A 23,527-nucleotide genomic window follows, 5' to 3' on the forward strand; every position below is an offset into this window, starting at 1 on the left:
TAATAAATCTTTATCACTTAAAAAGCAATGCTATTGCTCACACTTACGTGAAATATGTAGTCTTTTCTATTCAATAGACAGCAAACAACCCCCGCTGATCGCGAAGGTTGTCATTGATATCTTGTTCTATACTTTTACACCAGAACCGAAGCACCCATCAAGTATTTGTCCACTTCACGAGCAGCCTCACGGCCTTCATTAATTGCCCATACAACCAAACTTTGACCACGACGCATGTCACCTGCTGCAAATACTTTATCCACATTGGTGTTGTATTTGCCGTAACGTGCCTTAACGTTTGTGCGACGATCTGTTGCAAGTCCCAGTTGCTCGACCAACGTTTGTTCCGGTCCGTCAAAACCAATGGCAATCATGGCCATCTGAGCCGGGAAGACACGCTCTGTACCTGGAATCGGCTGATAAATCTTGCGACCAGTCTCATCCACAATACGCTCGATCTGTACTGTATGCAATTCTTTGAGGTTCCCCTCATCGTCTCCGACAAATTTTGTTGTCATGATGGAGAACTCACGCGGATCTTGACCAAACAACGCTTTGGCTTCCTCTTGCGCATAATCAAGTGTGTATACGTTAGGGAATTGTGGCCAAGGATTATTAATGCGATCACGCTCCATAGGCGCTTGGGTATGCGTACCGAATTGAGTGATCGTACGACAACCATGGCGCAGCGATGTAGCCACACAGTCAGATCCTGTATCACCGCCACCAATGACGATAATATCTTTATCTTTAGCGGACAGATATTGACCATCTTCCAGATTGGAGTCCAGATAACTCTTAATACTGCCATTCAGGAAATCCATTGCGTAATGAACGCCTTTCAAGTCGCTGCCTTCAATATTGAATTCACGCGGCTTCGTTGCACCACCGCACAATACAACAGCGTCATATTCATCCACCAGTTGTTGTGCTGCAATATCTTTACCAATCTCGGTGTTCGTAATGAATTGAATGCCTTCTGCTTCGAGCAGATCAACACGACGTTGAACTACGTTTTTATCCAATTTCATGGTTGGGATACCGTACATCAGCAATCCGCCGACACGGTCCGAACGCTCATATACGGTTACCGAGTGTCCTGCTTTATTCAACTGAGCCGCAGTAGCTAATCCCGCTGGACCTGAGCCTACCACAGCTACACGTTTACCCGTACGTTTTTCAGGAGGTTGGGGAACCACCCATCCTTCTTCGAAACCTTTTTCAATAATTGCTTCTTCAATCGTTTTGATGGTTACAGGCTGACCAATTAAGCCAACTGTACATGATCCTTCGCAAGGAGCTGGACAGACGCGACCTGTAAACTCTGGGAAATTATTCGTTTTGTGAAGGCGCTCAAGTGCTTCTCTCCACAGTCCGCGATATACAAGATTATTCCATTCTGGAATCAGGTTATGCACGGGGCAACCTGACGTGCCACCAATCATATCTATACCTGTATGGCAATACGGGGTACCACAATCCATGCATCGTGCACCTTGTGTTCTGAGCTCTTCTTCAGCCATGTGTTTATGAAACTCTTCCCAATCCTTAATCCGCTCCGCTGGCTCACGATCTGCTGGCAGTTGACGTTTGTATTCCATAAATCCAGTAGGTGTAGACATCTTACGTTTTCCCCCATCCGTTCTTGTCTTAATCCCTTCATGTGCATGGTTCTATATGAAATGGATTACTCATTACTTGAGTTTTTGTCTATTGTATCACAAAATCTTCTCGAAGATATTTCAATTATAGTAGCATTTACTGTGCTGAATATTAAATGGATTATCCGCATAATTATTTGTATTTTATACATCATATCTTTCAAGTCTACCCATGGTCAATACCCTTATTTTGGTGTTTAATGTGGTTTTGAACTGCGAAATCTGTTGTGTGTTAAAGAAATAAACTGTCGAAACGTTAAGTAAATGTCAGATAATTTGTCATCAAATTCAACATATTTTGCTATAAATCGTTCTCAATTCCGAATATCAGACCTGTTTTAGGGCTTCACAACGTTAAAACCCCAAAAATTTTACACTTTTTTACTTTTTAATGCTTGAGCGTATGTATAATATACATAAATACCAATTAATCATGTTATATTAATGTTATATGTACTCCAATTTAAACAAGTGACTCATTTTTTTATAAAAGAAAAGACGCTGTTCACGAATATTTCGCAATCAGCGCCTCTCATCATAAAAATACGACCGAAGTCAGGAATTTCTTATGCCAAATTTACCGTTTACGTTCGTAGAATTCGAATGTATACGCATAAACATTTTTTTCATCCTGTTCGCCTTCAATCTGTTCAATTAGTTCCCATTCGGACCAATCCACTTCAGGGAAAAACGTATCTCCCTCAAAATTCTCATGAATCTTGGTCACCACAAGACGATCTGCAAGTGGCAGGAACTCACGATACACTTGGGAACCCCCAATTACGCACAGTTCCTCACCTTTGGTTACACTCAGCCCTTCTTCAATCGTATGTACGATTTCAGCTTGGTCCACCTTGTAGTTCAGATCTCTAGTCACTACGATATTACGGCGCTGAGGAAGCGGCTTACCACCAAAGGATTCCCACGTATTACGTCCCATGATAATTGTTTTGTTCAGCGTACGTTGTTTGAAAAAGGCCATATCCTTGGGTAAACGCCATGGAATCGAATTATTTAATCCGATCACACCGTTCTCCCCCATTGCCCATACCAGTTCAATACTCAAGGGTAATACACTCCTTCAATCCAAGTCTCTTATCGAGATTGAACACATAATTAGACTGCAATTGGAGCCTTAATGCCCGGATGATGCTGATAGTTCTCAAACTCGAAATCTTCAAACGTATAATCAAAAATAGAATCCGGCTTACGTTTGATTACCAGCTTAGGTAAAGCATAAGGTTCACGCTCCAGCTGAGTTTTAACCTGATCAACATGGTTAGAGTAGATGTGAACATCCCCTCCAGACCAGATGAAATCACCCACCTCAAGATCACATTGCTGGGCGATCATATGAGTCAAGAGCGCATAACTCGCGATGTTAAACGGCAACCCGAGGAACGTATCCACGGAACGCATCGTAAGCATACATGATAATTTACCCTCTGCAACGTAAAACTGAAACGCAAAATGACAAGGTGGAAGTTTCATATTGTTGATCTCAGCCACATTCCATGCACTGACAAGGTGACGACGCGAATCCGGATTATTTTTGATCGAATCAATCACTGCGGCGATCTGATCAATTTTTTCTCCGTTTGGCGCTTCCCATGTACGCCACTGCGAGCCGTATACCGGACCGAGATCCCCATTTTCGTCCGCCCAATCGTCCCAGATCTTCACACCGTTTTCTTTCAAATAAGATATATTGGTATCGCCACTCAAAAACCATAACAGTTCATGAATAACCGATTTGAGATGAATTCGTTTGGTTGTTACCAGCGGAAATCCTTCGGAGAGATCATAACGGAGTTGTCTGCCAAATACAGATTGTGTCCCCGTTCCTGTACGGTCTCCTTTATGCACGCCGTTGTTCAGAATATCCTGCAATAAATCAAGATAGTTTTTCATGTTGATATCCCCTCGCACTTTTATTTCGTACTAAACTAAAAAATATTTACACTTACCACTCCGATGACAGAACAACCTTCCGATCGCTGTTGTCCCCAGATTTTTTTGATTTCCTTTTCCAAAGGTAAAATCCGATGATAAAGGCGAGCACTCCGCTTCTTCAGGTTTTTTCTGTCCTCTACGTTCTCGTGTAAAAGGTTAGTTAACTAAATACATAGACCGTGATTGGCTTGGAGCCACATCATGACTGATCATTACTACAGTGTACCACAATTCAGAAGTTGGATAAAATCAATTCACTGAAACTTATGAGCGTGTAAATTTTCATCATATTACATACACAAGTATCTTAAATTTCTCGGCTCTTGCTCAGAAAAAAGAGACGAATAACGCGTTAACGTTATTCGTCTCTTCTGATATACGTATAATGCCGGACGGATCCGAAGCTTAGATGATCTTAACGGGAGATGATGTGGATCGGGTGACCCATAACCAATTCCGCAGCTTCCATCACGATTTCGCCCAAAGTTGGGTGAGCGTGAATTGTGAGAGCCAGATCTTCCAAAGTAGCGCCCATCTCAATTGCCAAACCAAGCTCAGCAATCAGATTGGAAGCTTCCAGACCAACGATTTGGCAACCCAATACAAGGCCGCTTTCTTCGTCAGCTACGATTTTCACGAAGCCTTCAGCGTGGTTCAAAGATACAGCACGGCCGTTACCCGCATAAGGGAACTTGCCAGCTTTTACTTTGTAACCTTTTTCTTTAGCTTCTTTTTCAGTGTAACCTACGCTGGAACACTCTGGATCTGTGAACACAACAGCTGGCATACATTTGTAGTCAACTACAGATGGTTGTCCTGCGATTGCTTCAGCAGCCACTTTACCTTCATAAGAAGCTTTGTGCGCCAGAGCCAAGCCAGATACGATATCACCGATTGCGAAGATGTGAGGAATGCTTGTGCGACCTTGGTGGTCAACTTTGACAAATCCACGCTCGTCAACGTCAACACCAATCATGTCGAGACCAAGTTCTCCATCCGTGTTTGGACGACGTCCAACAGTCACCAGCAAGTAATCTGCAGTAACTTCTTTGGATTCACCATTTACGGAATATTTAACAGTTACGTCTTTGTCCGTTTGCTCAGCACTTTCTGCTTTTGCACCCGTAACGATTTCGATACCTGTTTTCTTCATGTTTTTAGCCACAAGGCTAGTCATGTCTTTATCGAAACCTGGCAGTACTGTATCCAAACCTTCGATGATTGTTACTTTTGAACCGAATTTGGAGTACATTTGACCAAGCTCAGCACCGATATATCCGCCACCGATAACGATCATGCTTTTTGGTACTTCAGGCAAGTTCAGAGCTTCTGTCGAAGACAGAATGCGTCCGCCAAACGGGAAAGGTTTCAGTTCGATTGGACGGGAACCTGTTGCAATAATTGCATTTTTAAATTTGTAACGTGGAGACTCGTGGTCATTAAATACACGAGCTTCGTTTTCGTTAATGAACATGCACTCACCGTTGAAAACTTCAACTTTGTTGCCTTTGAGCAAACCAGCTACGCCGCCAGTCATTTTCTTAACAACGCCGTTTTTGAACTCTTGAGTTTTGCTGAAGTCCACTTTTACGTTCTCAGCAGAGATACCAAAAGCTTCACCGTGAAGTGCAGACTCATATTGGTGTGCAGCAGAGATCAGGGCTTTGGATGGAATACATCCACGGTTCAAACAAACACCGCCCAGTTCGGATTTGTCTACGATCAATACGCTTTGGCCCAGTTGAGCAGCGCGGATGGCAGCTACATAGCCGCCAGGACCCGCACCAATTACTAATGTGTCGATATTGAGAGAAGCGTCGCCTACTACCATATCTTACACCTCCATAACAAGCAGCTCAGGGTTAGCGAGCAGCTGTTTAATGTAATTCATAAAGTTTTGTGCTGTTGCGCCATCGATGATACGGTGGTCAAAGCTCAGGGAAAGAGCCATTACAGGTGCTGCAACTACTTCGCCGTTCTTGATCACTGCTTTTTCGCTGATGCGTCCTGTTCCGAGAATAGCAACTTCAGGGAAGTTGATGATTGGAGTGAAGAACATACCGCCAGCAGAACCGATGTTACTGATGGAGATTGTGCTTCCTCTCATTTCATTCGCACTCAATTTGCCCTCACGACCACGAGCAGCCAGATCACGGATAGAATCAGCAATCATCCAGATGGATTTACGATCAGCATCTTTGATAACAGGAACGATCAAACCGTTGTCTGTATCTGTAGCGATACCGATGTTGTAGTATTTTTTGTAAACAATTTCGTTAGCTTCTTCATCAATCATAGCGTTCAGAGCCGGGAATTGGCGGGAAGCCGCAACCAGTGCTTTAACGATGAATGGCAGATAAGTAACTTTTGTTCCTTTTTTCTCTGCAATTGGTTTCATGCGAGTACGGAAAGCAACCAATTCAGTTACGTCCACTTCGTCCATGATTGTAACGTGAGGTGCTGTGTAAGCCGATTTAACCATTGCATTAGAGATTGCTTTACGGATACCTTTGAATGGTACGCGCTCTTCTTCAAGGTATTGATCAGCTGCAGCCGCTGCTGGTGCTGCGGATTTTTTCTCTTCTTGAGCCGGAGCTTCGGAAGATGCCGCTGCGGAAGAACCGCCACCGTTTTTGAAGGATTCAACATCTTCTTTGGTTACTTTACCGTTGTTGCCAGTGCCGTTAACCTGAGCGATGTCTACACCTTGTTCGCGAGCAAATTTACGCACGCTTGGTGTTGCCAGAACGTCTTTGGCAGGTACTGCCGGAACGCTGTTGTTGCCGCCTTCTTTAGCTGCATCCGAGCTGGAAGCTGCTGCAGAAGAACCACTTGTATCAGCTCCGCCTTGAGCTGCATCTTTCTCTTGCTCGCCTTGATCGCCAGCAGGAGCGTCGTCTTGCTCAGGAAGTTCGCCTTCTGCATCGATGATCGCTACAACTTCACCAACGTGGCAGACTTGACCGTCTTTAGCGAATACTTCTGTAACTGTTCCGTTAACCGGACAAGGTACTTCTACAACCGCTTTGTCGTTCTGTACTTCCATGATGATGTCGTCGTCAGTTACTTTGTCACCGACTTTGATGTGCATCTTGATGATTTCGCCTTCGTGCAGGCCTTCGCCCAATTCAGGGAATTTATATTCAAATTTAGCCAACTGAAAAACCTCCTTGATTATGTGCTCAATCCTGAAAACAACCCTTAACTCCAAGAAACAACTGTTACTGCTAATGCAAATAACTGTTACTCAAGGGGCTAATGGCTGTTTACAGTGCAGCTTGCGCTGCGGTGTGAATCACCATACTGCGCCTTGCGGCATGTCAGATGATTAAATTAGAAATTTACGACTTTGTTAACCGCAGCAACGATACGTGCCGGGTTAGGCAGCCATGTATCTTCGATTTGTGCAAATGGATATACAGTGTCCGGACCAGCTACACGCAGAACCGGTGCTTCCAAGTGCAGGATTGCTTTTTCATTGATTTGGGCAATGACTTCAGCTGCAACACCTGCGCTCTTTTGAGCTTCCTGTACAACAATTGCACGGTTTGTTTTCTTAACGGAAGCAACGATAGTATCGATGTCGATCGGGCTAACCGTACGAAGGTCGATAACTTCAACTTTGATTCCTTGTTTTTCGAGTTCATCTGCTGCTTTCACAGAAGTGTGAACCATCATACCGTAAGTAATGATCGTTACATCAGAACCTTCACGAACAACGTTCGCTTTACCCAACTCAACAACGTAATCTTCTTCAGGCACTTCTGCACGGAAAGCATGGTACAAGTTCAAGTGCTCCATGAAGAATACAGGATCGTTATCGCGAATAGAAGCGATCATCAGTCCTTTTGCATCGTAAGGGTTGGAAGGAACAACGACTTTGATACCTGGCGTTTGCGTGAGCAGACCTTCCAGGGAATCTGTATGCAATTCTGCCGCTTTTACGCCGCCACCGAATGGTGTACGGAATACGATTGGAGAATTGTATTTTCCACCGGAGCGGAAACGCATACGAGCAGCTTGCACTACCATTTGGTCAAGGGCTTCGAAGATAAAACCAACGAATTGGATCTCAGCAACCGGACGGAAGCCTTGTACACCCAGACCTACAGCCAGACCACCAATAGCGGACTCAGCCAGTGGAGTATCAAATACACGCTCTTCGCCAAACTCTTTTTGCAGACCTTCCGTTACACGGAAAACGCCGCCTACATTACCTACGTCTTCACCGAAAAGCAGAACGTTAGGATCACGTTTCAACTCCACGCGAAGCGCATCACGGATTGCTTCTTTCATGTTCATTTGTGCCATTTGCTTCATTTCCTCCTTAAACATTGACAGTTCACATTTGAATTCGTACATGTATACCGGGACATTAAAGTCGCGGATGTTTATGCTTTATCGGAAAAAACTTATTGGAAATCAGCTTTTTGCTCTTCCAAGTGCTTAGGCGTTTGTTCGAACATGCTGTCGATCAAGCCTGAAATCGTCATTTTCTCGGTTTTTTCCGCTTTTTTGATCTCTTCATTTACTTTAGCTTTAGCTTCTTCTTTCACACGTGCTGTATCTTCTTCAGTCCAAAGACCTTTTTTCTCCAGATATTTAGCGAAACGTGCGATAGGATCTTTAGCAGACCATTCTGCCTCTTCTTCTTTTGTACGATACTTGGAAGCATCATCCGAAAGGGAGTGAGGACGGAAACGGTATGTTACTGCTTCGATCAATGTTGCGCCTTCTCCGTTACGTCCACGCTCAGCAGCTTCCTGAACAGCTTTGATAACAGCGAAGATGTCCATACCGTCAACTTTAACACCTTTGATACCTGCTGCTACCGCTTTGTGAGCGATGGACAGAGCTGCTGTTTGTTTAGCAAAAGGAGTTGTGATGGCATAACCATTGTTTTGTACAAAGAAGATAACAGGCAGTTTGTATACACCAGCGTAGTTCAGACCTTCATAGAAGTCACCTTCAGAAGAACCGCCATCACCTGTGTACGTGATAACAACTTGTTTTTGTTTCTTCAATTTGTAACCCATAGCGATACCCATTGCATGCAGAATTTGTGCACCAATGATGATTTGTGGCATCAATACATTAACGCCATCTGGAATTTGTCCACCATGTTGGTGTCCACGGGAGTACAAGAATGCTTGATAAAGAGGAAGTCCATGCCATACGAGTTGCGGAATGTCACGATAGCCAGGACATACAAAGTCTTCTTTTTCAATTGCAAATTCACTACCAACCATTGTAGCTTCTTGACCAGATACTGGAGCATAGAAACCAAGACGACCTTGACGGCCCAGGTTTACTGCACGGTCATCCCAAGTACGGGTAAATACCATGCGGTACATAATTTCTTTTAATTGATCATCGGAAAGTGTAGGCATCATGTCTTTGTTAACAATTTCGCCGTCAGGAGACAGCACGGACAGAGCTTCTACATCCTCTGTATACACTTCATAAGGAACCTTGCTCATTTTTTTCTTCACCTCAACAAAAAATTTGAATATCAAGTTCCGCTGTTATAATATTATTATACACCTGTTTCACTCCATACGTCAAAGAAATCCGTAATTTTTTTATGTTTCCTGCCGGATTGTATGTATAACAGGGGCTTAATATTGGTATAACAGCATAATACATGATTGCGTGTTTGACCTAACCCCGCACAAGGGTAATCTTACCGTATTGCGCGGTCGAATGCAAAAAATTAACCGAGAAAGGTGACGTTTTATGACGGATTCCCGCTATTTGAAACGCACGATTGTGAAGGAAGAGATTGAAAGTCGCTATCTCGGAGAGAAGCGAACGCTCCGTATTTACCTTCCCCCAGGCTATAACGAATTGCTTAGCTACCCTGTCGTTTATTGTCAGGATGGCGAAGAATTTTTTAATTTCGGACGAATTGCTACAACAGCTAACCAAATTATTCTGGACGAAGGAGCCGAACCTTTCATTATTGTAGGGGTTCAGGTCGATGTGTCTGTGAGAACGCAGGAATATGCTCCATTTGGAGATCGGTTCAAGGCATATACTGCTTGCTTCGCTGAAGAGATTATTCCCTATATAGAAGAGAAATATCCTGTACGCCGTTCTCCGCAGGAACGCATTCTTGCCGGAGATTCGCTCGGTGGCAGTGTTTCGCTTCATCTTGCTCTGTTATATCCGGATCTGATCACACGTGTGATCAGCATGTCTGGCGCCTTCTACTCTGCTTCACAGGAAATCTATGCCGCAGCTGAAGATCTGTCCTGGCTCTCGATCTGGATGATCGTTGGTTTGCAGGAGACTGATTTTGAGGCAGACACGGGTACGTATAATTTTGTTCAATTAAACCGGGATACTCGAGAATTGCTGGAAAAACGTGGTGCCCTCGTCTCCTACCAGGAGAAAGACGGAAAACACCAATGGGGTTTTTGGCAGAAGGAATTGCCCGAAGCATTACTTTATTTTCTCCAGGAAAGATAAAAGGACCACTTTAACAGGCGGCTGAAATGCCGCTATTGTTTTTCATTTTAATGATACCGCTTACAATTGTAATCTGAAAAAGAAGCAGGATATCCTGCTTGCTTTAAGCGCTCTAATCCTGCTTCTTTGTCGAATTACAAATTGAGCATGAATTTCGTTTACTTTTTAGGCTAAGGAATGTTCCGCTTCAATCTTACTCAACAGAACATCGCAGCCTGCGTTAACCAGCTCGTACACCTCTTCAAAATTGCCTGTGTAATATGGGTCAGGTACTTCTCTGAGTTTTTCCTCGGGAAGCATGTCCATGAACTTGATGATGTCCGACTCAGCTCCACCTGGAACGTTGCGCACATTATCTGCATTCGAATTATCCATACATACAATGTAATCAAATTGAGTAAAATCTTCGCTGGCGAATTGTCTCGCTGCCATATTGGCATAGGAAATCTGGTACGAATCCAGCAAATTTCGAGTCCCTTCATGCGGAGGTTTACCAACATGCCAGTCCCCTGTACCCGCAGAGTCCACACGAATCTGGTGTTCAAGCCCCTTCTCCACGACTTTGTGACGCAGAACGGCTTCAGCCATTGGTGATCTACATATATTGCCCAGACATACAAACAAAACATTAATCATATTAATCCCCCTTGCTTAGCGTACCTTGAAGTACCGACGATGTTGGCTGTGTCACAATGCTCTCCGGCTGAGGACTGACGTTCCCGGTCTCAGACGGCACCAACGAACGACGTGGCAGTTTCCATTTATAATGTACAGAACACATCCGGAAAAACACAACGGCCGCGAAACAAAGCAACAATCCGGCATTTGTTGTTAACCAACCCATACCTATAACAAAACCGGCTGTCATTGCCCATACAGCATAGATTTCGTCACGCAATACAAGCGGTTTACGTCCTGCAAGCACATCACGAATCACGCCCCCACCAATACCGGTCATTACTGCTGCAACGATAACTGCGCTAATAGGATGTCCCATGTTCGCCGCGTAGAGAGCCCCTTGAATTGCAAATGCTGCGAGTCCGATTGCATCAAACAGCGCCTCTGTTCGCTTCCAGTGACTAATCCACTTGAGAGGTAATATAAACGCAATCGCTACTGATACTAGGGCTAACATAATAAGTGATCCCTGACTCCACAGTGTCGTTACAGGTATACCTATAAGTACATTCCGGATAATCCCGCCTCCGAATGCCGTGACAAGTCCAAGCACTAGTACACCCAGAATGTCATACTCCTCTTCCATAGCCACGAAGGCACCGGACATTGCAAATGCGATAGTGCCTATAATGCTGAATACTTCAAAAATGTGTAAGTCCAACCTGTTCAAACCTCACTTTTCAAGTCATCTCCATGTCGCTCTACCCATTGTATCCGCGAGCACTGAAATTGTGCAACCACATTTTGTGGATTATACTGGTTTGGTGAATATATTTGTACAGGTTCCAACATTATATTTGAACAATGACCTATTTTGCTCTGAATTAGGAAGGATGAAATAAAATGACGGTGAAACGAGTGGTTATTTTTACAGGCGGAAACTTATCTGTAGAATTACTTCAGGAAATACGAGAAGATGATATGATCATCGCGGCCGATCGTGGTGCATTATTTTTAATTGAACACGGCATTCAGCCTCACATTGCAGTAGGAGACTTCGACTCCATTACTGAAGAGGAATGTATCATTGTAAGCAATAATAGCATTCGGTTCATTACATGTGACCCTGTTCATAAGGATCTTACTGATACAGAAATGGCTTTTGAGACAGCGCTAGATTATGAACCTTCTCACATCTTAATGTTAGGTGCTACAGGTACACGTATGGATCACACACTCGCCAATGTACATATTATGGTTCGCGCGATGCAGCATCATATCTCCTGTGCCATTCAGGACAAGCACAATTACATGACACTGACCACATCCAAAGCTGTGGTTGAGCACCGTGACTATAAATATGTTTCTCTGCTCCCCTTGACTCATGAAGTTGCAGGAATAACTCTGGATGGTTTTATGTATCCGCTAGATCAAGCCACCATTCGCATGGGACAATCCTTGGGTGTAAGCAACAAGCTATTAGGCTCCTCCGGTACAGTCACTATTGATAGTGGCTTATTACTGATTATTCAGAGCAAAGATTGAATCTATTTGTATGCTTCATAATTATTTATTACGTTTTTGTAACCAGTGATTCAATGAAGAAAATAGGTTCACACATAACAAAGACCCTTGATATTCAATGGGTCTTTGTTGTTTCATCTTAATTCTTCATCCGTCAATGATTAATTTTTTGACATTTTTAATCATATTTTAATAAACATACCCAAACCATTGTGGCGCAAGGGATTACACTCCTCTATCCAATTTCTAGGCTGTTACAAAGCTGTTATACTCGCTCTAGCAACTTAACGAAAACGAATTTTGGAGGTACTAACTAACATGAAAACAAACATCTTTGTCCAAAAGGCCGTAACCGTCGGGTTGTGCGCTACACTAGGTTTTGGAGCTGTACTAATGACTAACGCACCTGTTGCACAGGCAGCAACTGCTTCTGTATCCAAAGGTCAACAAATTGTTAACTATGGCAAAAAATTCACTGGAACTCCATATAAATTTGGTGCTTCAACTTCAACAACCAAGGTTTTTGACTGTTCTTCTTTTATGAAATATATTTTCAAAAAGTATGGTGTAGATTTGCCGCGCACTTCCGTGAAACAATCCAAAGAAGGTAAAGCTGTGTCTAAAGCTAATCTGCGTGTCGGAGATCTGGTATTCTTCTCCAGTGGTAGCCGTTCTACCGGCTCCAATGTCACTCACGTAGGCGTTTATGCGGGAAATGGTAAGATTCTGCATACGTACGGATCTCCAGGCGTAACCCTTTCTGATCTGAACTCCGGTACTTGGAAGAGAACGTATGTTAAAGCTCGTCGTGTACTTTAGAATCACATTATAGCTAATCAGTAAGGACCGGAGGTTACTATCCGGTCTTTTATTTTTACCCTCTTTTTGCCACACTCTAAACTGGTGTTTCATGGAACTAACTTCGTAATCTAATTTTTATCATGCAGCATATAACCGATCCCACGCACAGTATGAATCAGTTTCACACTTCTTCCCTTATCTACCTTAACCCTCAAATGTTTGATATACACATCCACAACGTTGGTATCCATCGCATACTCATATCCCCATACTTCCCGCAAAATATCACTCCGGGTACATGCTTCATTCACATGCAGAGCCAAATATTCCAGCAATTCGTATTCTTTTGGCGTTAATGTCAGGTATTCACCCGCACGATTTACCCGTCTTGAACGCAAATTGACTTTAAGATCATGAACTACAATTACTTCCTCACCCTCTGGTGTTGCATTCGCAAAAACACGCAATAAATTTCGTATTCTGGCAAGCATCACGGTCAAGTGGATAGGTTCCTCCATCACGTCATTAGCTCCGTAATCCAGCCATTCCACGATGAACTGAGGAGATGCATTAGAAGTGATAACGAGTAGAGGTATAACATGACCTTTATCTATCCACTGTTTTAACTCTAATTTCTGATCCTGGCCACAATGTTCATTCCCCTCTTCCTCGTCTACCAGGATGATCAGGTTAATATGCAGCAACGAAGGCTCGACGGATTGGTTTAGTTCGGACCACTCCATTCGTTGCACCTCATACCCTTCGCTACATAAAACATCCTGAATAAGGCTGACCTGCTCTCCTGCTCCAATCAGCAAAATGGCTGTTTTCACTCTTTTTCACCCGGCCTGTCTCTATCCCCACTGCTCGCAGCAATGGTTGGTACAGATAGCATGCCGTAAAATGAAAAAGTCCATTCCCTTAAGGGAACAGACTTTGCTTCTTTCTTGCTTTAACCAAAGTAGCGATGGACGAGCGTACGCGCTTCAGCTGTGTCTTTTGTTCCGTGTACGAGGACACGTCCATCTTGGAAAATAACCATTCTATGGACTCCTGTTGTAAAAGAAACCAGAAACGGATTGGATTCCACTTTTCCTTCTTGAAGTCTATCCAGACGTTCCGCTGTATGTTGAAGATCCAGATTCATGCGCCTTGCAGGTCGGATCTGAACGGTATCCCTGCCACACAACACATCTGTTTTCTCCAGATTGGACGCAGAAAGATATGGATACGTTGCCGAAGTACCGCAGGAAGGACAGTCTTGCTTTTTCGCACCATCCACATTGATGGATATGTATTCGTTCCTCCACACGTCAAATGACAATAACTTACGTCTCAATGCATTTGCATTGCCACTAAGTAACTTCATCGCTTCTGCGGTCTGATTCGCCGTTACCATCTGTACGGCTTGAGGTATGATGCCAGACGTATCACAGGTATCTCCACCCAGAGGGACTTCACCCAGCAAACAATTTAAACATGGCGTATCTCCGGGCATAAACGTATAGGTAATACCATAACTACCTACGCATCCACCATAAATCCAGGGAATACCGTGCTTCTGTGCCATATCATTAATAAGTAGTCGGGTATCAAAGTTATCCGTTGCATCCATGATCAAGTCTGTATGCTGAACGAGTTCTTCCAACTCATCTACTCTGACGTCCAACACTTTCCCTTCCACATGAACCGTGGAATTAATGGCAGATAAACGTTTTTCCGCCGCCATTGCCTTCGGTATCCGCTCAAGCGCGTCCTGTTCTACATATAATTGCTGCCGCTGCAGGTTACTCCACTCCACATAATCACGATCCACAATCGTTAAGTGTCCGACTCCTGAACGAACTAACGTTTCTGCAATTCCTGTTCCAAGTGCGCCAGCGCCTACAATTAAAACTCTGCTGCCCTTTAATCTGGCCTGGCCTTCCTTACCAAGTGGCGCGTACCGTTCCTGTCTGGAATAACGATCGGCCTGCTCGAAAGATGTTACTTGATCTGTCATGTATGAACCATTCCTTCCACCGGACTACTGGCTGCTGCATAACGCTTTACGGGAATCATGCCTGCCTCATATGCCAATCTACCCGCTTCTACCCCCAATCGCATCGCTTTAGCCATGCTCACTGGATCCCCTGATCCGGATACGGCTGTATTTAACAATACGCCATCTGCACCAAGTTCCATCGCATAAGCAGCATCTTTTGGGGAGCGCAACCCTGCATCCACAATCACAGGTACAACGGCCTGCTCAATGATGATCTCAAGGTTATAGGGATTGATGATGCCTCTGCCAGCTCCGATGGGAGAAGCGCCAGGCATTACAGCATGTACGCCAAGCAATTGCAGCCTTTTGGCCAGAATGACATCATCCGAAATATAAGGCAATACCGTGAAGCCCTTTTCAAGCAAAATTTCGCAAGCATTGTACGTTTCAATCGGATCTGGGAGTAACGTCATTCCATCTCCTATGACTTCGACTTTTATCATATCACAAAGTCCTGAAGCCCGCGCAAGCTCGGCAATTCGCACCGCCTCTTCCGCAGTGGAAGCCCCAGCCGTATTCGGAAGAAGAGTGTATTTGTCCAGATCCAACGTATCCAGGAAATGCTTCTGGTTGCGTTCCTCCAGATTCAGACGACGAACAGCAAAGGTTAAAACTTCCGTTTCAGATGCTTCCACAGCCTGACTTTGCACTTCCAGATCCGAAAACTTGCCTGTTCCGAGCAACAATCTGGACTCAAACGTATATTTACCAATGTTCAACATCATCAACCGCCTCCTACAAAATGTACAATCTCAATTCGATCGCCTTCTCTTAATGTTGTTGACTCATGGTGTTCACGCGTTAAGATATGCCTGTTCAGCTCAACAACTACAGTCTTAACTTGCAGGTCAAAAGATTGGAGCAATTTATCCACACGATTCAATCTGTCTTCAATCTCCATCCGTTGACCATTAACGATGATATTCACTGCACCACTCCCTTTCTGTTCAATCGCTCAGGGCTCAGCGCCTCAATTCCGAGTTCTTCTGAGCTTTTGCCAGCGACCAACTCCGCGATAAGCCTGCCTGTTATCGCACTAAGCAAGATACCGTTGCGGTAATGCCCAAAGGCGGCGAACAGCCCGGGTATACTCTTGCAAGCACCTATATAAGGCAGCCCATCGGGTGTTGCCGGTCTTACGCCTGCCCACGCTCGTATAAATTGTGCTTCTTTCATCCCCGGCACCCAGTGGGTAGCCGCTGTTAGCAGCTTCTGAACACCCTGTACAGAAACGTTCAAATCCGCTCTTCCTGGCAGACTGGTTGCCCCGAGCCAAACTTCGCCATTGGCTTTGGGAACAATATAGATATCCTCTGCATACACCGTTCTGTCAGGTCTGTACCCTGCATGTTCTTCTGAGAACTGAACGGCGGCTATTTCACCTTTTACCGACCACACAGGCAAGCTCAGATTCACATGTCTCATCAACTCTTCACTCTGTAATCCAGCCGCTATAATGACATGTTTGCATCTCATCTCACCGATCGATGTGGTGATTCCCTGCACACCGTGTTCGTTTGCTTGCACACGTATATCCTGTATGTCCTCCATAACCCGTGCTCCCATTGCTTGAGCGGATTCGGCGTATGCCTTCGTTAGGTGGAGTGGGAGAATTTCACTCTCGTAAGGTCTGTAATAGGCTCCATACGTATCTCTGTTAAGCCATGATGCCTCCTGCTGCACAATGGAACGATCCCACCACACCTCATCAGCAGAAGTAGACAACGCAGACTTCCGATTGTCCTTATAACTACTTAATTCACTGTATGAACGAAAAGGAGTTAGGAATCCCTGGCGTTGCAGACCAGTCTCTACCTCACTGAGTGTAGCCATTAGCATCTGTTGCTCGGTAAGTAACTGTCTACTCTGCCTGGCAAGCTTAGCCATCAAAGGATGAGCAAAATCCTCACTGTCGGCCGCCAGCATTCCAGCTGCTGCGCAAGAAGTGCCTCCTGCAATCGCCGAACGCTCCAGCAACAGCACATCCTGTCCACGGGAAGCAAGTTCATATGCAATGGCACAACCAACAACCCCTCCGCCTACAATAATCGTTTCTGCATGAACCTTATCCGGTCTATCAGTAATGATCTTCTTCATCAGCTCATCTCCTTGATTAGCGGCTCAAACTTTCTGTACCAACGCCAACGATAGCCTGCCTTAACGATGCAGCCGCCTGATCCGGGGAATCGCTCGCCCAGACATTCGAGATCACAGCAACTCCCTGAGCGCCTGCAGAGCGAATAGCGTGAATGTTTCCCGGTTCGATGCCACCGATCGCCATGACAGGAATGGAGACACCGGAGCACACTTCAGCCAGAGCATATAATCCTCTTGGTTCAAGATCAGGCTTACTGTTGGTTGAGAAGACATGCCCGAAGAATAGGTAATCGGCTCCCCGTTCTTCAGCGATTTTTGCCTCATCGAGTGAATGAACAGATACACCCAGACGAAGTCGCTGCACATTGCTTATAACAGCAGGGTTGTAGTTACGTATCACATCTTGCCCCCAGTGTACACCGCCATAGATGTCATTCTGTGGTGGCAGTTCTGAGCCATTGATAACGATGCGACAAGATGGAACACCAACGTTACGCAGACTTTCAGCCCAACCGATCTTGTCTTGCAATGTGAGTTGTTTTTCTCGTATGTGAATATAGTCCACCAAAGGCCAAACGTCCTTTGCAGCTTTTACAAAAGATGCTTGATCCCCTGTACCCGTAGATACAACATGCAATTCAAATGATTCTTGAACATGTTCATGAGAAATTACCGTACTGTTCATCTCCTTCCAGACGTGAATGCTATGAAAACACAAAAAAGCCACTCCCGTAGGGGAGTGGCTGCGTATTATTATAGAACCAGATGACTGACTGATACATACAGTTCATTTCGTGCAATAAAGCTATAGACCCTATAGCCATAACGTTATACACGCAACTGCATGTTTCAATTCGTTAAGCAGACGGTTGAAATCCTTTGAATTGCCGTTTGCTCACGTCATTCACTGAAACGCGCTCGCCACTTCCCTACGCTGGTATGATCCAGATCAGGTGCAAAGGGTCCGGAATCGCATTCTTCCATCTCAGCCGCATCGTGCGGCCCCCCTAGTGTTCATATGAAGTTGTAGCCTATGTTACCATAGACGGTTTTTTTTGTCACCGTCATTTCTGTTAAACATTGTCTTGAATCGCCCTAGTTTGTCTCAGACCATTCTTCTACATTCCATGTTTTGGTGACCCAACCCTCGTAGAAATCAGGTTCATGAGATACCAGTAACACCGTTCCCTTGAATTCTTGCAAAGCACGCTGCAACTCCGCTTTGGCTGTGACATCGAGATGGTTTGTCGGCTCATCGAATAAAATCCAGTTGCTTTCACGCATCAAGAGTTTGCATAAACGAACCTTGGCTTGCTCTCCACCACTCAGCATGTTAAGCGGACGGGTAATGTGCTCATTTTTCAACCCACAGCGTGCGAGATGACCCCGGACCTCATTCTGGGTCAAATGTGAAAACTCATTCCAAACATCCTCAATCGGCGTGATATTTCCAGCACGAACTTCCTGTTCAAAATAGGCCGTTTCGAGATAATCTCCCAAGAAGGTCTTTCCACTCAGTGGAGATATTTTGCCCAGAATAGTTTTCAGCAGTGTCGATTTACCCACACCATTACAACCTACGATGGCAATTTTTTCACCACGTTCAATTGTCATCGTCATTTTGGGCAGCAAAGGATACGTATATCCAATTTCAAAATCAATACCCTCAAAGACCGTTTTGCTGCTCGCACGGGCATCCTTGAATTTAAACGTTGGTTTGGCCGCTTCATCTGGGCGATCAATACGTTCAATTCTGTCCAGCTGCTTCTCCCGGCTCTTCGCTCGACCTGATGTTGAAGCACGTGCCTTGTTACGCTGAATGAAATCTTCCTGCTTCTTGATGTACTCTTGCTGCTTCTCGTATGCATCAATATGCTGGGCTTTATTCATATCAGCCATCTCAAGGAACTTGTTATAGTTCGCTGCATATCTCGTTAATTTGGCAAATTCCAAATGATAAATGACATTTACGACTTCATTCATGAATTCCGTGTCATGGGAGATTAAGAGAAACGCGTGAGGGTAGTCCTTCAGGTAACGTGACAGCCATTCAATATGCTCTACGTCCAGATAGTTGGTCGGCTCATCCAGCAAAAGTGCTGTAGGTTTCTCGAGCAGAAGCTTGGCAAGAAGCACCTTGGTACGTTGTCCACCACTTAGAGCTGCGACATCTCGATCAAGACCAATTGCGGACAAACCAAGACCATTGGCCATCTCTTCCACTTTTACGTCAATCAGATAAAAGTCGCCCTGTTCCAGTTGTTCCTGAATATCGCCCATCTCTTCCAGCAACTGCTCCAACTTATCTGGATCTGCATCTGCCATCTGGTCCGTAATATTCATCATTTCTTTTTCCAATTCAAGCAACGGAAGGAATGCATCCTTAAGAACGTCACGAATGGTTTTGCCTGGCGTAAGCTTTGTATGCTGATCCAGATATCCATAACGAACCTTAGGTGTCCATTCCACTTTTCCACTATCTTTAAGCAATTTACCGGTAAGGATGTTCATTAATGTGGATTTACCCACACCATTGGCACCAACAAGTCCTACGCGCTCTCCGGCAAGTAAACGAAACGATACATTTTTAAATAACGTGCGATCTCCAAAATTGTGACTCACGTTCTCTACTGACAATAAACTCATAAGATGAGGTAGCTCCTATCTATTAGACATTACTTTTGTGATTGTTCCGAAACCCTATTCTAGCACAAGTCCCGTCTTTTCTGAAAGTAATGTAAACAGCTCAGGAACCTCTTCCATGATTTTGTCATACAGGCTCCCTACCGATTAGAGCATTTATATTCGAAATAGCCTTGTGCAGCTGCTTGTCTTGCGTCTGTGAATACCTCTTCAGCACGGTAACCATTACCACATGTGGAGGGATAGTAGTACTTGATACCCGTTAAAGGATCTACCCCACCTACGATGGCCGTTTTCTTCACAAGTCTGCCTCCACCAATTGCGTAATTGTTGATTTTCTGGTCACCCACACCTATACCTTGGATAAAGGCCATAATCCCTGTATCGTTAATGGAGTTGTACCAATCTTCCTGCGCAATCAGGGGCATCGTAAACGTATAGGAAATACCGTTCTTTCTGGCAAACTCATTATGGCGGTTAATCACATCAGCCAGATCATCCTGCACAGCAGTCACAATCTGGCTTTGTCTAACTTGCTCAAATACGCTGGTATTCTGAAGTAAAGGAATCTGTGTGGTTGAAGCCAGTTCTTTTTGAAATCCCTCAATCCATTTCCCTGCGTTTGCGTCATAGGCATATACGTAGTCGTCCAGTGTAAAGTTAATACTGTTACCATTAGAATCTGAATATGTATAAGGTTTCTTGGGGCTCCATACTTGCCTGAAAGAACCTTCAAGGTTACCCGTCATCTCTGTTTCTGTGGACAACATATAATAGCCATCATAATCCAGAATAACCACGGCAGGAATGTAATTAAACATGTTTCGAATAGCAACGGGATCATTCTGAATCCCCATATTCAAAGCCATCGTCTGCGTAAATGTCAACAAGGCGAGCTCCTTGTCCGCTTTAACAAACTTGGTTGAATCATAACCTGCTTCATCATTTTGTTTCTCATTCTGATGCATCACCGCACCTGCATCCATAACTGCGGTTTGAAGTGCAGATCTGTATCGTTGACCAAGATATTGAGCCTCTTCGGCATCTTGGGTATGGAGTGAGATGATCCAGAAGAGCGGGAAGAAGATCAGCACGAATACAATGGACAGCTCAATAGAAATAGGTAAGGATTTGATATAATCACCGCCTTTTCCCCTTCTCCACACCGTGCGTGCGACTTTCATCGCACACGGCGCTCCATCTTTTTAGATTTTTATTACAATAGGTTCCAAGTTACTCATTTTTCGGTACAGGTTGATTTTCTGAATCGTAGAGTCTGAAAATCCAAACGGCGACATGAGTTTGACAATCGTCTCTGATTTTGTAGCATGAACAAGTTTATGGATATCTTTGTGTAGAATACGTAGATTGCTAAAATCGTCTGTCCCACCTAAATGGATTGGCAAAAGATGATGGCAATGCACGTAATCAGCAGTTAGTAAAATGCCAGATATCTCGCATTTGCCACCCTGCATACTATATCTACTCAGTCTGTTATCCAGGTATTCAATGCTACGGTTTGGTATGTTTGACTGCATTAGTTTAATTAGTTCATATCTAATATCCGTCTTTAAATCCCTATGAAGTCTCTTTCTTCCTTCTGATGTATACGGATTTAACGTCTGCTGAAAGCATAGGTTGTTAACCGTTTTTACATCTCTGAACGGAAAGAGATATACACCTGCGACCTTAAAGGTTCTATATCTGTTCCTGTAGAACTTCTTGAAGGTTGGCGGGGCATTATCAGGATATTGGTATTTACCAATAACTTTGAGACGATTGTATGTGAATGCTTTCAGATCAAAGGCAAGTCGTGAGAACTCTACACTAACATGTGTTGCACGTGAAAAGTAATTGTGTAAACCAAGTACAAAGCTATTGAAGAGAAGAGCGTTTTGAGTAATTGGTGCTTTGTGCAGATTCTTAATGCGCTCTCTTGCTTGCTTCTTGATTTCTGCTCTCTTCTTTTCATTTATACCCGTATAGGCGACTCTTCTTTTTCCTTTTTTCTCAGCCCATATTGTGAATCCCAGGAAATCAGATTTACGTTTCCTGAGGTTTACAATCTGTGATTTTTCGGGTGAGATGTCTAGTTTAAGGCGGTCTCTAAGATAGAGTCTTACAGCGTGATACCACTTCTGAGCTGATTTCCAATCCCGACAAAGAATTTTAAAATCATCGGCGTATCGCACAATATATCCTTCTTTAAGATTGGTTTTCTTGAGTGCTCTGATCCTGTGATAGTCTCCTGCATAGGCGTATTGAGTTTCGAAGTTTGTCCATTGTCCTGCAACCCACTGATCCAAGTCATTTAATACTACATTTGACAGGAGAGGAGATAAGATTCCACCTTGTGGTGTGCCTTTCAACGGTATCCCTTCATCTTCAATTTCAGCTTTAAGCATTTTGCTGATGATTCGAAGTACTCTTTTATCCCTAATACCCATATTCCATAGTTGTTTCAAAAGCAATGTGTGGTTCACATTATCGAAGAATCCTTGAATATCAACATCAACGACATAATGGAGATTGGTTGTGTTTATAAGATGTTGTACTCTCGCTAGAGCGTTGTGTGTTGATCTTACCGGTCTAAACCCGTAACTATGTTTATAGAAGTAAGCTTCCGCAATTGGTTCAATAATTTGTTTAAAACATTGCTGAATGATTCTGTCAACTATGCATGGAATGCCTAACGGTCTTTTCTTTCCATTAGGTTTTGGTATAAGGACTCGCCTAACCTTTTTGGGTTGATAATTCAAAAGCTTGTTTCTTACGTGGCTCACAATCTCTTCTTCTGTTAGTGTCTTTATATTCTCTATGGTTTTGCCATCTGTTCCTGGTGTAAGTGAGCCTTTGTTTGATTTAATTGTTCGAAAAGCTAGGAGGATGTTCTGATGTGAGTTTATTAGCCCGTATAAATTATCGAACTTTTTTCTTCCTAGTGCTTTTTCGTGTAAATCAGTAAAAGTACTCGTCATGTCGTAGTAGTCCCAGTATCGAAGAGTTTGCACTGTGGCTTCACCTCCTTACGGTGATTCCCCACGTTCCTACCTGATCGGTGCAATTCACTTTTCGGAAAAATTGTTTATTATCTAAAAAGACTTGAGGCTGTTCCTCCGTAGCCATTACAGCCACTTCATTGGTCGTGCCTCTACTCTCACAAGGATTAGTACATTTCAGCAAATTTCTGCCTTATAGTAGACGTCTAGGATGACAGTCCTGTAAATCGACGTTCCTTGCTTTCCTTGTACCTTGTGACCTAGCTATGCTTGCTAGACCTTAGGTGCCTCCTTTGAGCCTGTGGACTTGATATCGCCATTGTTCGATATAGCGTGTTTCCTAGACTACAATCGTACTCTACGCTATCCACCCTGACTTCTGTCAGTACATATGTTTCCATATGTTATGAATTTAGACCCGTACATTCGGAGGTTCGTCAGGTTTTTTACAACCATTCTCACCATAGTCCGCTTTTCAGCCATCCGGCATATCAGTTAGCATACCTTCTCAATAGAGTGGCTCCAGCTTCCCTTCTGCCGACTTCACCTGTGCTTCATACCCGACACGCTGTCCGTGTCACGCACGCAGGAGATTAACGGAATTGTTTCAGGATACATGGTTCCCTCTTTCCAATTCTCGGTCGCAAAGTTGGACTTATTTAGTTAAGTCCCCGCTTTTCCCGAATTGTTCGGTTATAGCGGAACAAGTCACACGT

The 23,527-nt window shown here is 44.1% G+C and carries 21 protein-coding genes and 1 riboswitch; of the genes, 3 read left to right on the forward strand and 18 right to left on the reverse strand.

Translation table 11 applies throughout. The features are described from left to right. Nucleotides 1-134: 134 nt before the first annotated feature. From ACE04G_RS27715 to pdhA, 7 genes are all read right to left on the reverse strand, one after another. A complete protein-coding gene (locus tag ACE04G_RS27715; RefSeq protein ID WP_221821631.1) occupies nt 135-1,622 on the reverse strand; it encodes a glutamate synthase subunit beta in 1,488 nt (495 codons plus the stop codon). Nucleotides 1,623-2,238: 616 nt separating this feature from the next. After that, nucleotides 2,239-2,727 (reverse strand): dihydrofolate reductase, encoded by a 489-nt coding sequence (locus ACE04G_RS27720; RefSeq protein WP_221821633.1) that lies wholly within the window; start codon nt 2,725-2,727, stop codon nt 2,239-2,241. 50 nt (nt 2,728-2,777) lie between these two features. Further along, nucleotides 2,778-3,572 carry a thymidylate synthase gene (thyA, locus tag ACE04G_RS27725; RefSeq protein WP_339177114.1) on the reverse strand — a complete coding sequence of 265 codons (795 nt, stop codon included), beginning with the start codon at nt 3,570-3,572 and terminating at the stop codon, nt 2,778-2,780. Between the two features lie 457 nt (nt 3,573-4,029). Next, nucleotides 4,030-5,445, reverse strand: coding sequence for a dihydrolipoyl dehydrogenase (gene lpdA / locus ACE04G_RS27730; RefSeq protein ID WP_221821637.1), 1,416 nt, complete (start codon nt 5,443-5,445; stop codon nt 4,030-4,032). Between the two features lie 3 nt (nt 5,446-5,448). Then, nucleotides 5,449-6,771, reverse strand: a complete 1,323-nt coding sequence (locus tag ACE04G_RS27735; protein WP_091029377.1) for a dihydrolipoamide acetyltransferase family protein — start codon at nt 6,769-6,771, stop codon at nt 5,449-5,451. A gap of 176 nt (nt 6,772-6,947) precedes the next feature. After that, nucleotides 6,948-7,925 (reverse strand): alpha-ketoacid dehydrogenase subunit beta, encoded by a 978-nt coding sequence (locus tag ACE04G_RS27740; RefSeq protein ID WP_076210115.1) that lies wholly within the window; start codon nt 7,923-7,925, stop codon nt 6,948-6,950. A gap of 101 nt (nt 7,926-8,026) precedes the next feature. Further along, a complete protein-coding gene (pdhA, locus tag ACE04G_RS27745) occupies nt 8,027-9,094 on the reverse strand; it encodes a pyruvate dehydrogenase (acetyl-transferring) E1 component subunit alpha (protein WP_017688072.1) in 1,068 nt (355 codons plus the stop codon). A 256-nt stretch (nt 9,095-9,350) separates the two neighbouring features. Here pdhA and ACE04G_RS27750 point away from each other — a divergent pair, with 256 nt between their 5' ends. Beyond that, nucleotides 9,351-10,085 (forward strand): alpha/beta hydrolase, encoded by a 735-nt coding sequence (locus ACE04G_RS27750; protein WP_237174873.1) that lies wholly within the window; start codon nt 9,351-9,353, stop codon nt 10,083-10,085. A 165-nt stretch (nt 10,086-10,250) separates the two neighbouring features. Here ACE04G_RS27750 and ACE04G_RS27755 read toward each other — a convergent pair whose 3' ends face one another. Then, nucleotides 10,251-10,721, reverse strand: a complete 471-nt coding sequence (locus ACE04G_RS27755; protein WP_221821639.1) for a low molecular weight protein-tyrosine-phosphatase — start codon at nt 10,719-10,721, stop codon at nt 10,251-10,253. Between the two features lies 1 nt (nt 10,722). After that, nucleotides 10,723-11,424, reverse strand: coding sequence for a trimeric intracellular cation channel family protein (locus tag ACE04G_RS27760; protein WP_076210112.1), 702 nt, complete (start codon nt 11,422-11,424; stop codon nt 10,723-10,725). Between the two features lie 182 nt (nt 11,425-11,606). Here ACE04G_RS27760 and ACE04G_RS27765 point away from each other — a divergent pair, with 182 nt between their 5' ends. Together ACE04G_RS27765 and ACE04G_RS27770 are read left to right on the forward strand one after the other, a co-directional pair. Beyond that, entirely contained in the window at nt 11,607-12,248 is a 642-nt protein-coding gene (locus ACE04G_RS27765; protein WP_221821641.1) for a thiamine diphosphokinase, read from the forward strand. A 297-nt stretch (nt 12,249-12,545) separates the two neighbouring features. Beyond that, entirely contained in the window at nt 12,546-13,046 is a 501-nt protein-coding gene (locus ACE04G_RS27770; protein ID WP_221821642.1) for a C40 family peptidase, read from the forward strand. Between the two features lie 110 nt (nt 13,047-13,156). Here the strand turns inward: ACE04G_RS27770 and ACE04G_RS27775 are convergent, their stop codons facing one another. The 9 genes from ACE04G_RS27775 to ltrA form a co-directional block, all read right to left on the reverse strand. Continuing rightward, nucleotides 13,157-13,861: a response regulator transcription factor gene (locus ACE04G_RS27775; RefSeq protein WP_221821643.1), complete on the reverse strand. Its 705-nt coding sequence runs from the start codon at nt 13,859-13,861 to the stop codon at nt 13,157-13,159. 119 nt (nt 13,862-13,980) lie between these two features. Further along, a complete protein-coding gene (locus ACE04G_RS27780) occupies nt 13,981-15,030 on the reverse strand; it encodes a ThiF family adenylyltransferase (RefSeq protein ID WP_339177123.1) in 1,050 nt (349 codons plus the stop codon). Then, nucleotides 15,027-15,794, reverse strand: coding sequence for a thiazole synthase (locus ACE04G_RS27785; protein WP_339185413.1), 768 nt, complete (start codon nt 15,792-15,794; stop codon nt 15,027-15,029). The genes ACE04G_RS27780 and ACE04G_RS27785 overlap by 4 nt, the downstream gene beginning before the upstream one ends. Before the next feature lie 2 nt (nt 15,795-15,796). Next, nucleotides 15,797-16,000, reverse strand: coding sequence for a sulfur carrier protein ThiS (gene thiS / locus ACE04G_RS27790; RefSeq protein WP_221821645.1), 204 nt, complete (start codon nt 15,998-16,000; stop codon nt 15,797-15,799). Then, entirely contained in the window at nt 15,997-17,169 is a 1,173-nt protein-coding gene (thiO, locus tag ACE04G_RS27795; RefSeq protein WP_221821646.1) for a glycine oxidase ThiO, read from the reverse strand. The genes thiS and thiO overlap by 4 nt, the downstream gene beginning before the upstream one ends. Before the next feature lie 16 nt (nt 17,170-17,185). After that, complete coding sequence (locus ACE04G_RS27800) at nt 17,186-17,854, reverse strand: thiamine phosphate synthase (protein WP_221821647.1); 669 nt, start codon at nt 17,852-17,854, stop codon at nt 17,186-17,188. Nucleotides 17,855-18,078: 224 nt separating this feature from the next. Beyond that, nucleotides 18,079-18,188, reverse strand: a riboswitch (TPP riboswitch). A 76-nt stretch (nt 18,189-18,264) separates the two neighbouring features. After that, nucleotides 18,265-19,815, reverse strand: coding sequence for an ABC-F family ATP-binding cassette domain-containing protein (locus ACE04G_RS27805; protein ID WP_221821648.1), 1,551 nt, complete (start codon nt 19,813-19,815; stop codon nt 18,265-18,267). A 137-nt stretch (nt 19,816-19,952) separates the two neighbouring features. Further along, a complete protein-coding gene (locus ACE04G_RS27810) occupies nt 19,953-20,996 on the reverse strand; it encodes a hypothetical protein (RefSeq protein ID WP_221821649.1) in 1,044 nt (347 codons plus the stop codon). Between the two features lie 21 nt (nt 20,997-21,017). Further along, the gene (gene ltrA, locus ACE04G_RS27815) at nt 21,018-22,823 is read right to left on the reverse strand and encodes a group II intron reverse transcriptase/maturase (protein ID WP_285080847.1); all 1,806 of its coding nucleotides are present in this window, start codon (nt 22,821-22,823) and stop codon (nt 21,018-21,020) included. Between the last annotated feature and the right edge of the window lie 704 nt (nt 22,824-23,527).

Source organism: Paenibacillus sp. AGC31, assembly GCF_057334655.1.

Coding starts and splice junctions, on each gene's coding strand:
- ACE04G_RS27715 (WP_221821631.1), bottom strand. CDS start 1,622: ATGTCTACACCTACTGGATTTATGGAATACAAACGTCAACTGCCAGCA.
- thyA (WP_339177114.1), bottom strand. CDS start 3,572: ATGAAAAACTATCTTGATTTATTGCAGGATATTCTGAACAACGGCGTG.
- lpdA (WP_221821637.1), bottom strand. CDS start 5,445: ATGGTAGTAGGCGACGCTTCTCTCAATATCGACACATTAGTAATTGGT.
- ACE04G_RS27740 (WP_076210115.1), bottom strand. CDS start 7,925: ATGGCACAAATGAACATGAAAGAAGCAATCCGTGATGCGCTTCGCGTG.
- pdhA (WP_017688072.1), bottom strand. CDS start 9,094: ATGAGCAAGGTTCCTTATGAAGTGTATACAGAGGATGTAGAAGCTCTG.
- ACE04G_RS27750 (WP_237174873.1), top strand. CDS start 9,351: ATGACGGATTCCCGCTATTTGAAACGCACGATTGTGAAGGAAGAGATT.
- ACE04G_RS27755 (WP_221821639.1), bottom strand. CDS start 10,721: ATGATTAATGTTTTGTTTGTATGTCTGGGCAATATATGTAGATCACCA.
- ACE04G_RS27765 (WP_221821641.1), top strand. CDS start 11,607: ATGACGGTGAAACGAGTGGTTATTTTTACAGGCGGAAACTTATCTGTA.
- ACE04G_RS27770 (WP_221821642.1), top strand. CDS start 12,546: ATGAAAACAAACATCTTTGTCCAAAAGGCCGTAACCGTCGGGTTGTGC.
- ACE04G_RS27780 (WP_339177123.1), bottom strand. CDS start 15,030: ATGACAGATCAAGTAACATCTTTCGAGCAGGCCGATCGTTATTCCAGA.
- ACE04G_RS27785 (WP_339185413.1), bottom strand. CDS start 15,794: ATGTTGAACATTGGTAAATATACGTTTGAGTCCAGATTGTTGCTCGGA.
- thiO (WP_221821646.1), bottom strand. CDS start 17,169: ATGAAGAAGATCATTACTGATAGACCGGATAAGGTTCATGCAGAAACG.
- ACE04G_RS27800 (WP_221821647.1), bottom strand. CDS start 17,854: ATGAACAGTACGGTAATTTCTCATGAACATGTTCAAGAATCATTTGAA.
- ACE04G_RS27805 (WP_221821648.1), bottom strand. CDS start 19,815: ATGAGTTTATTGTCAGTAGAGAACGTGAGTCACAATTTTGGAGATCGC.
- ACE04G_RS27810 (WP_221821649.1), bottom strand. CDS start 20,996: ATGAAAGTCGCACGCACGGTGTGGAGAAGGGGAAAAGGCGGTGATTAT.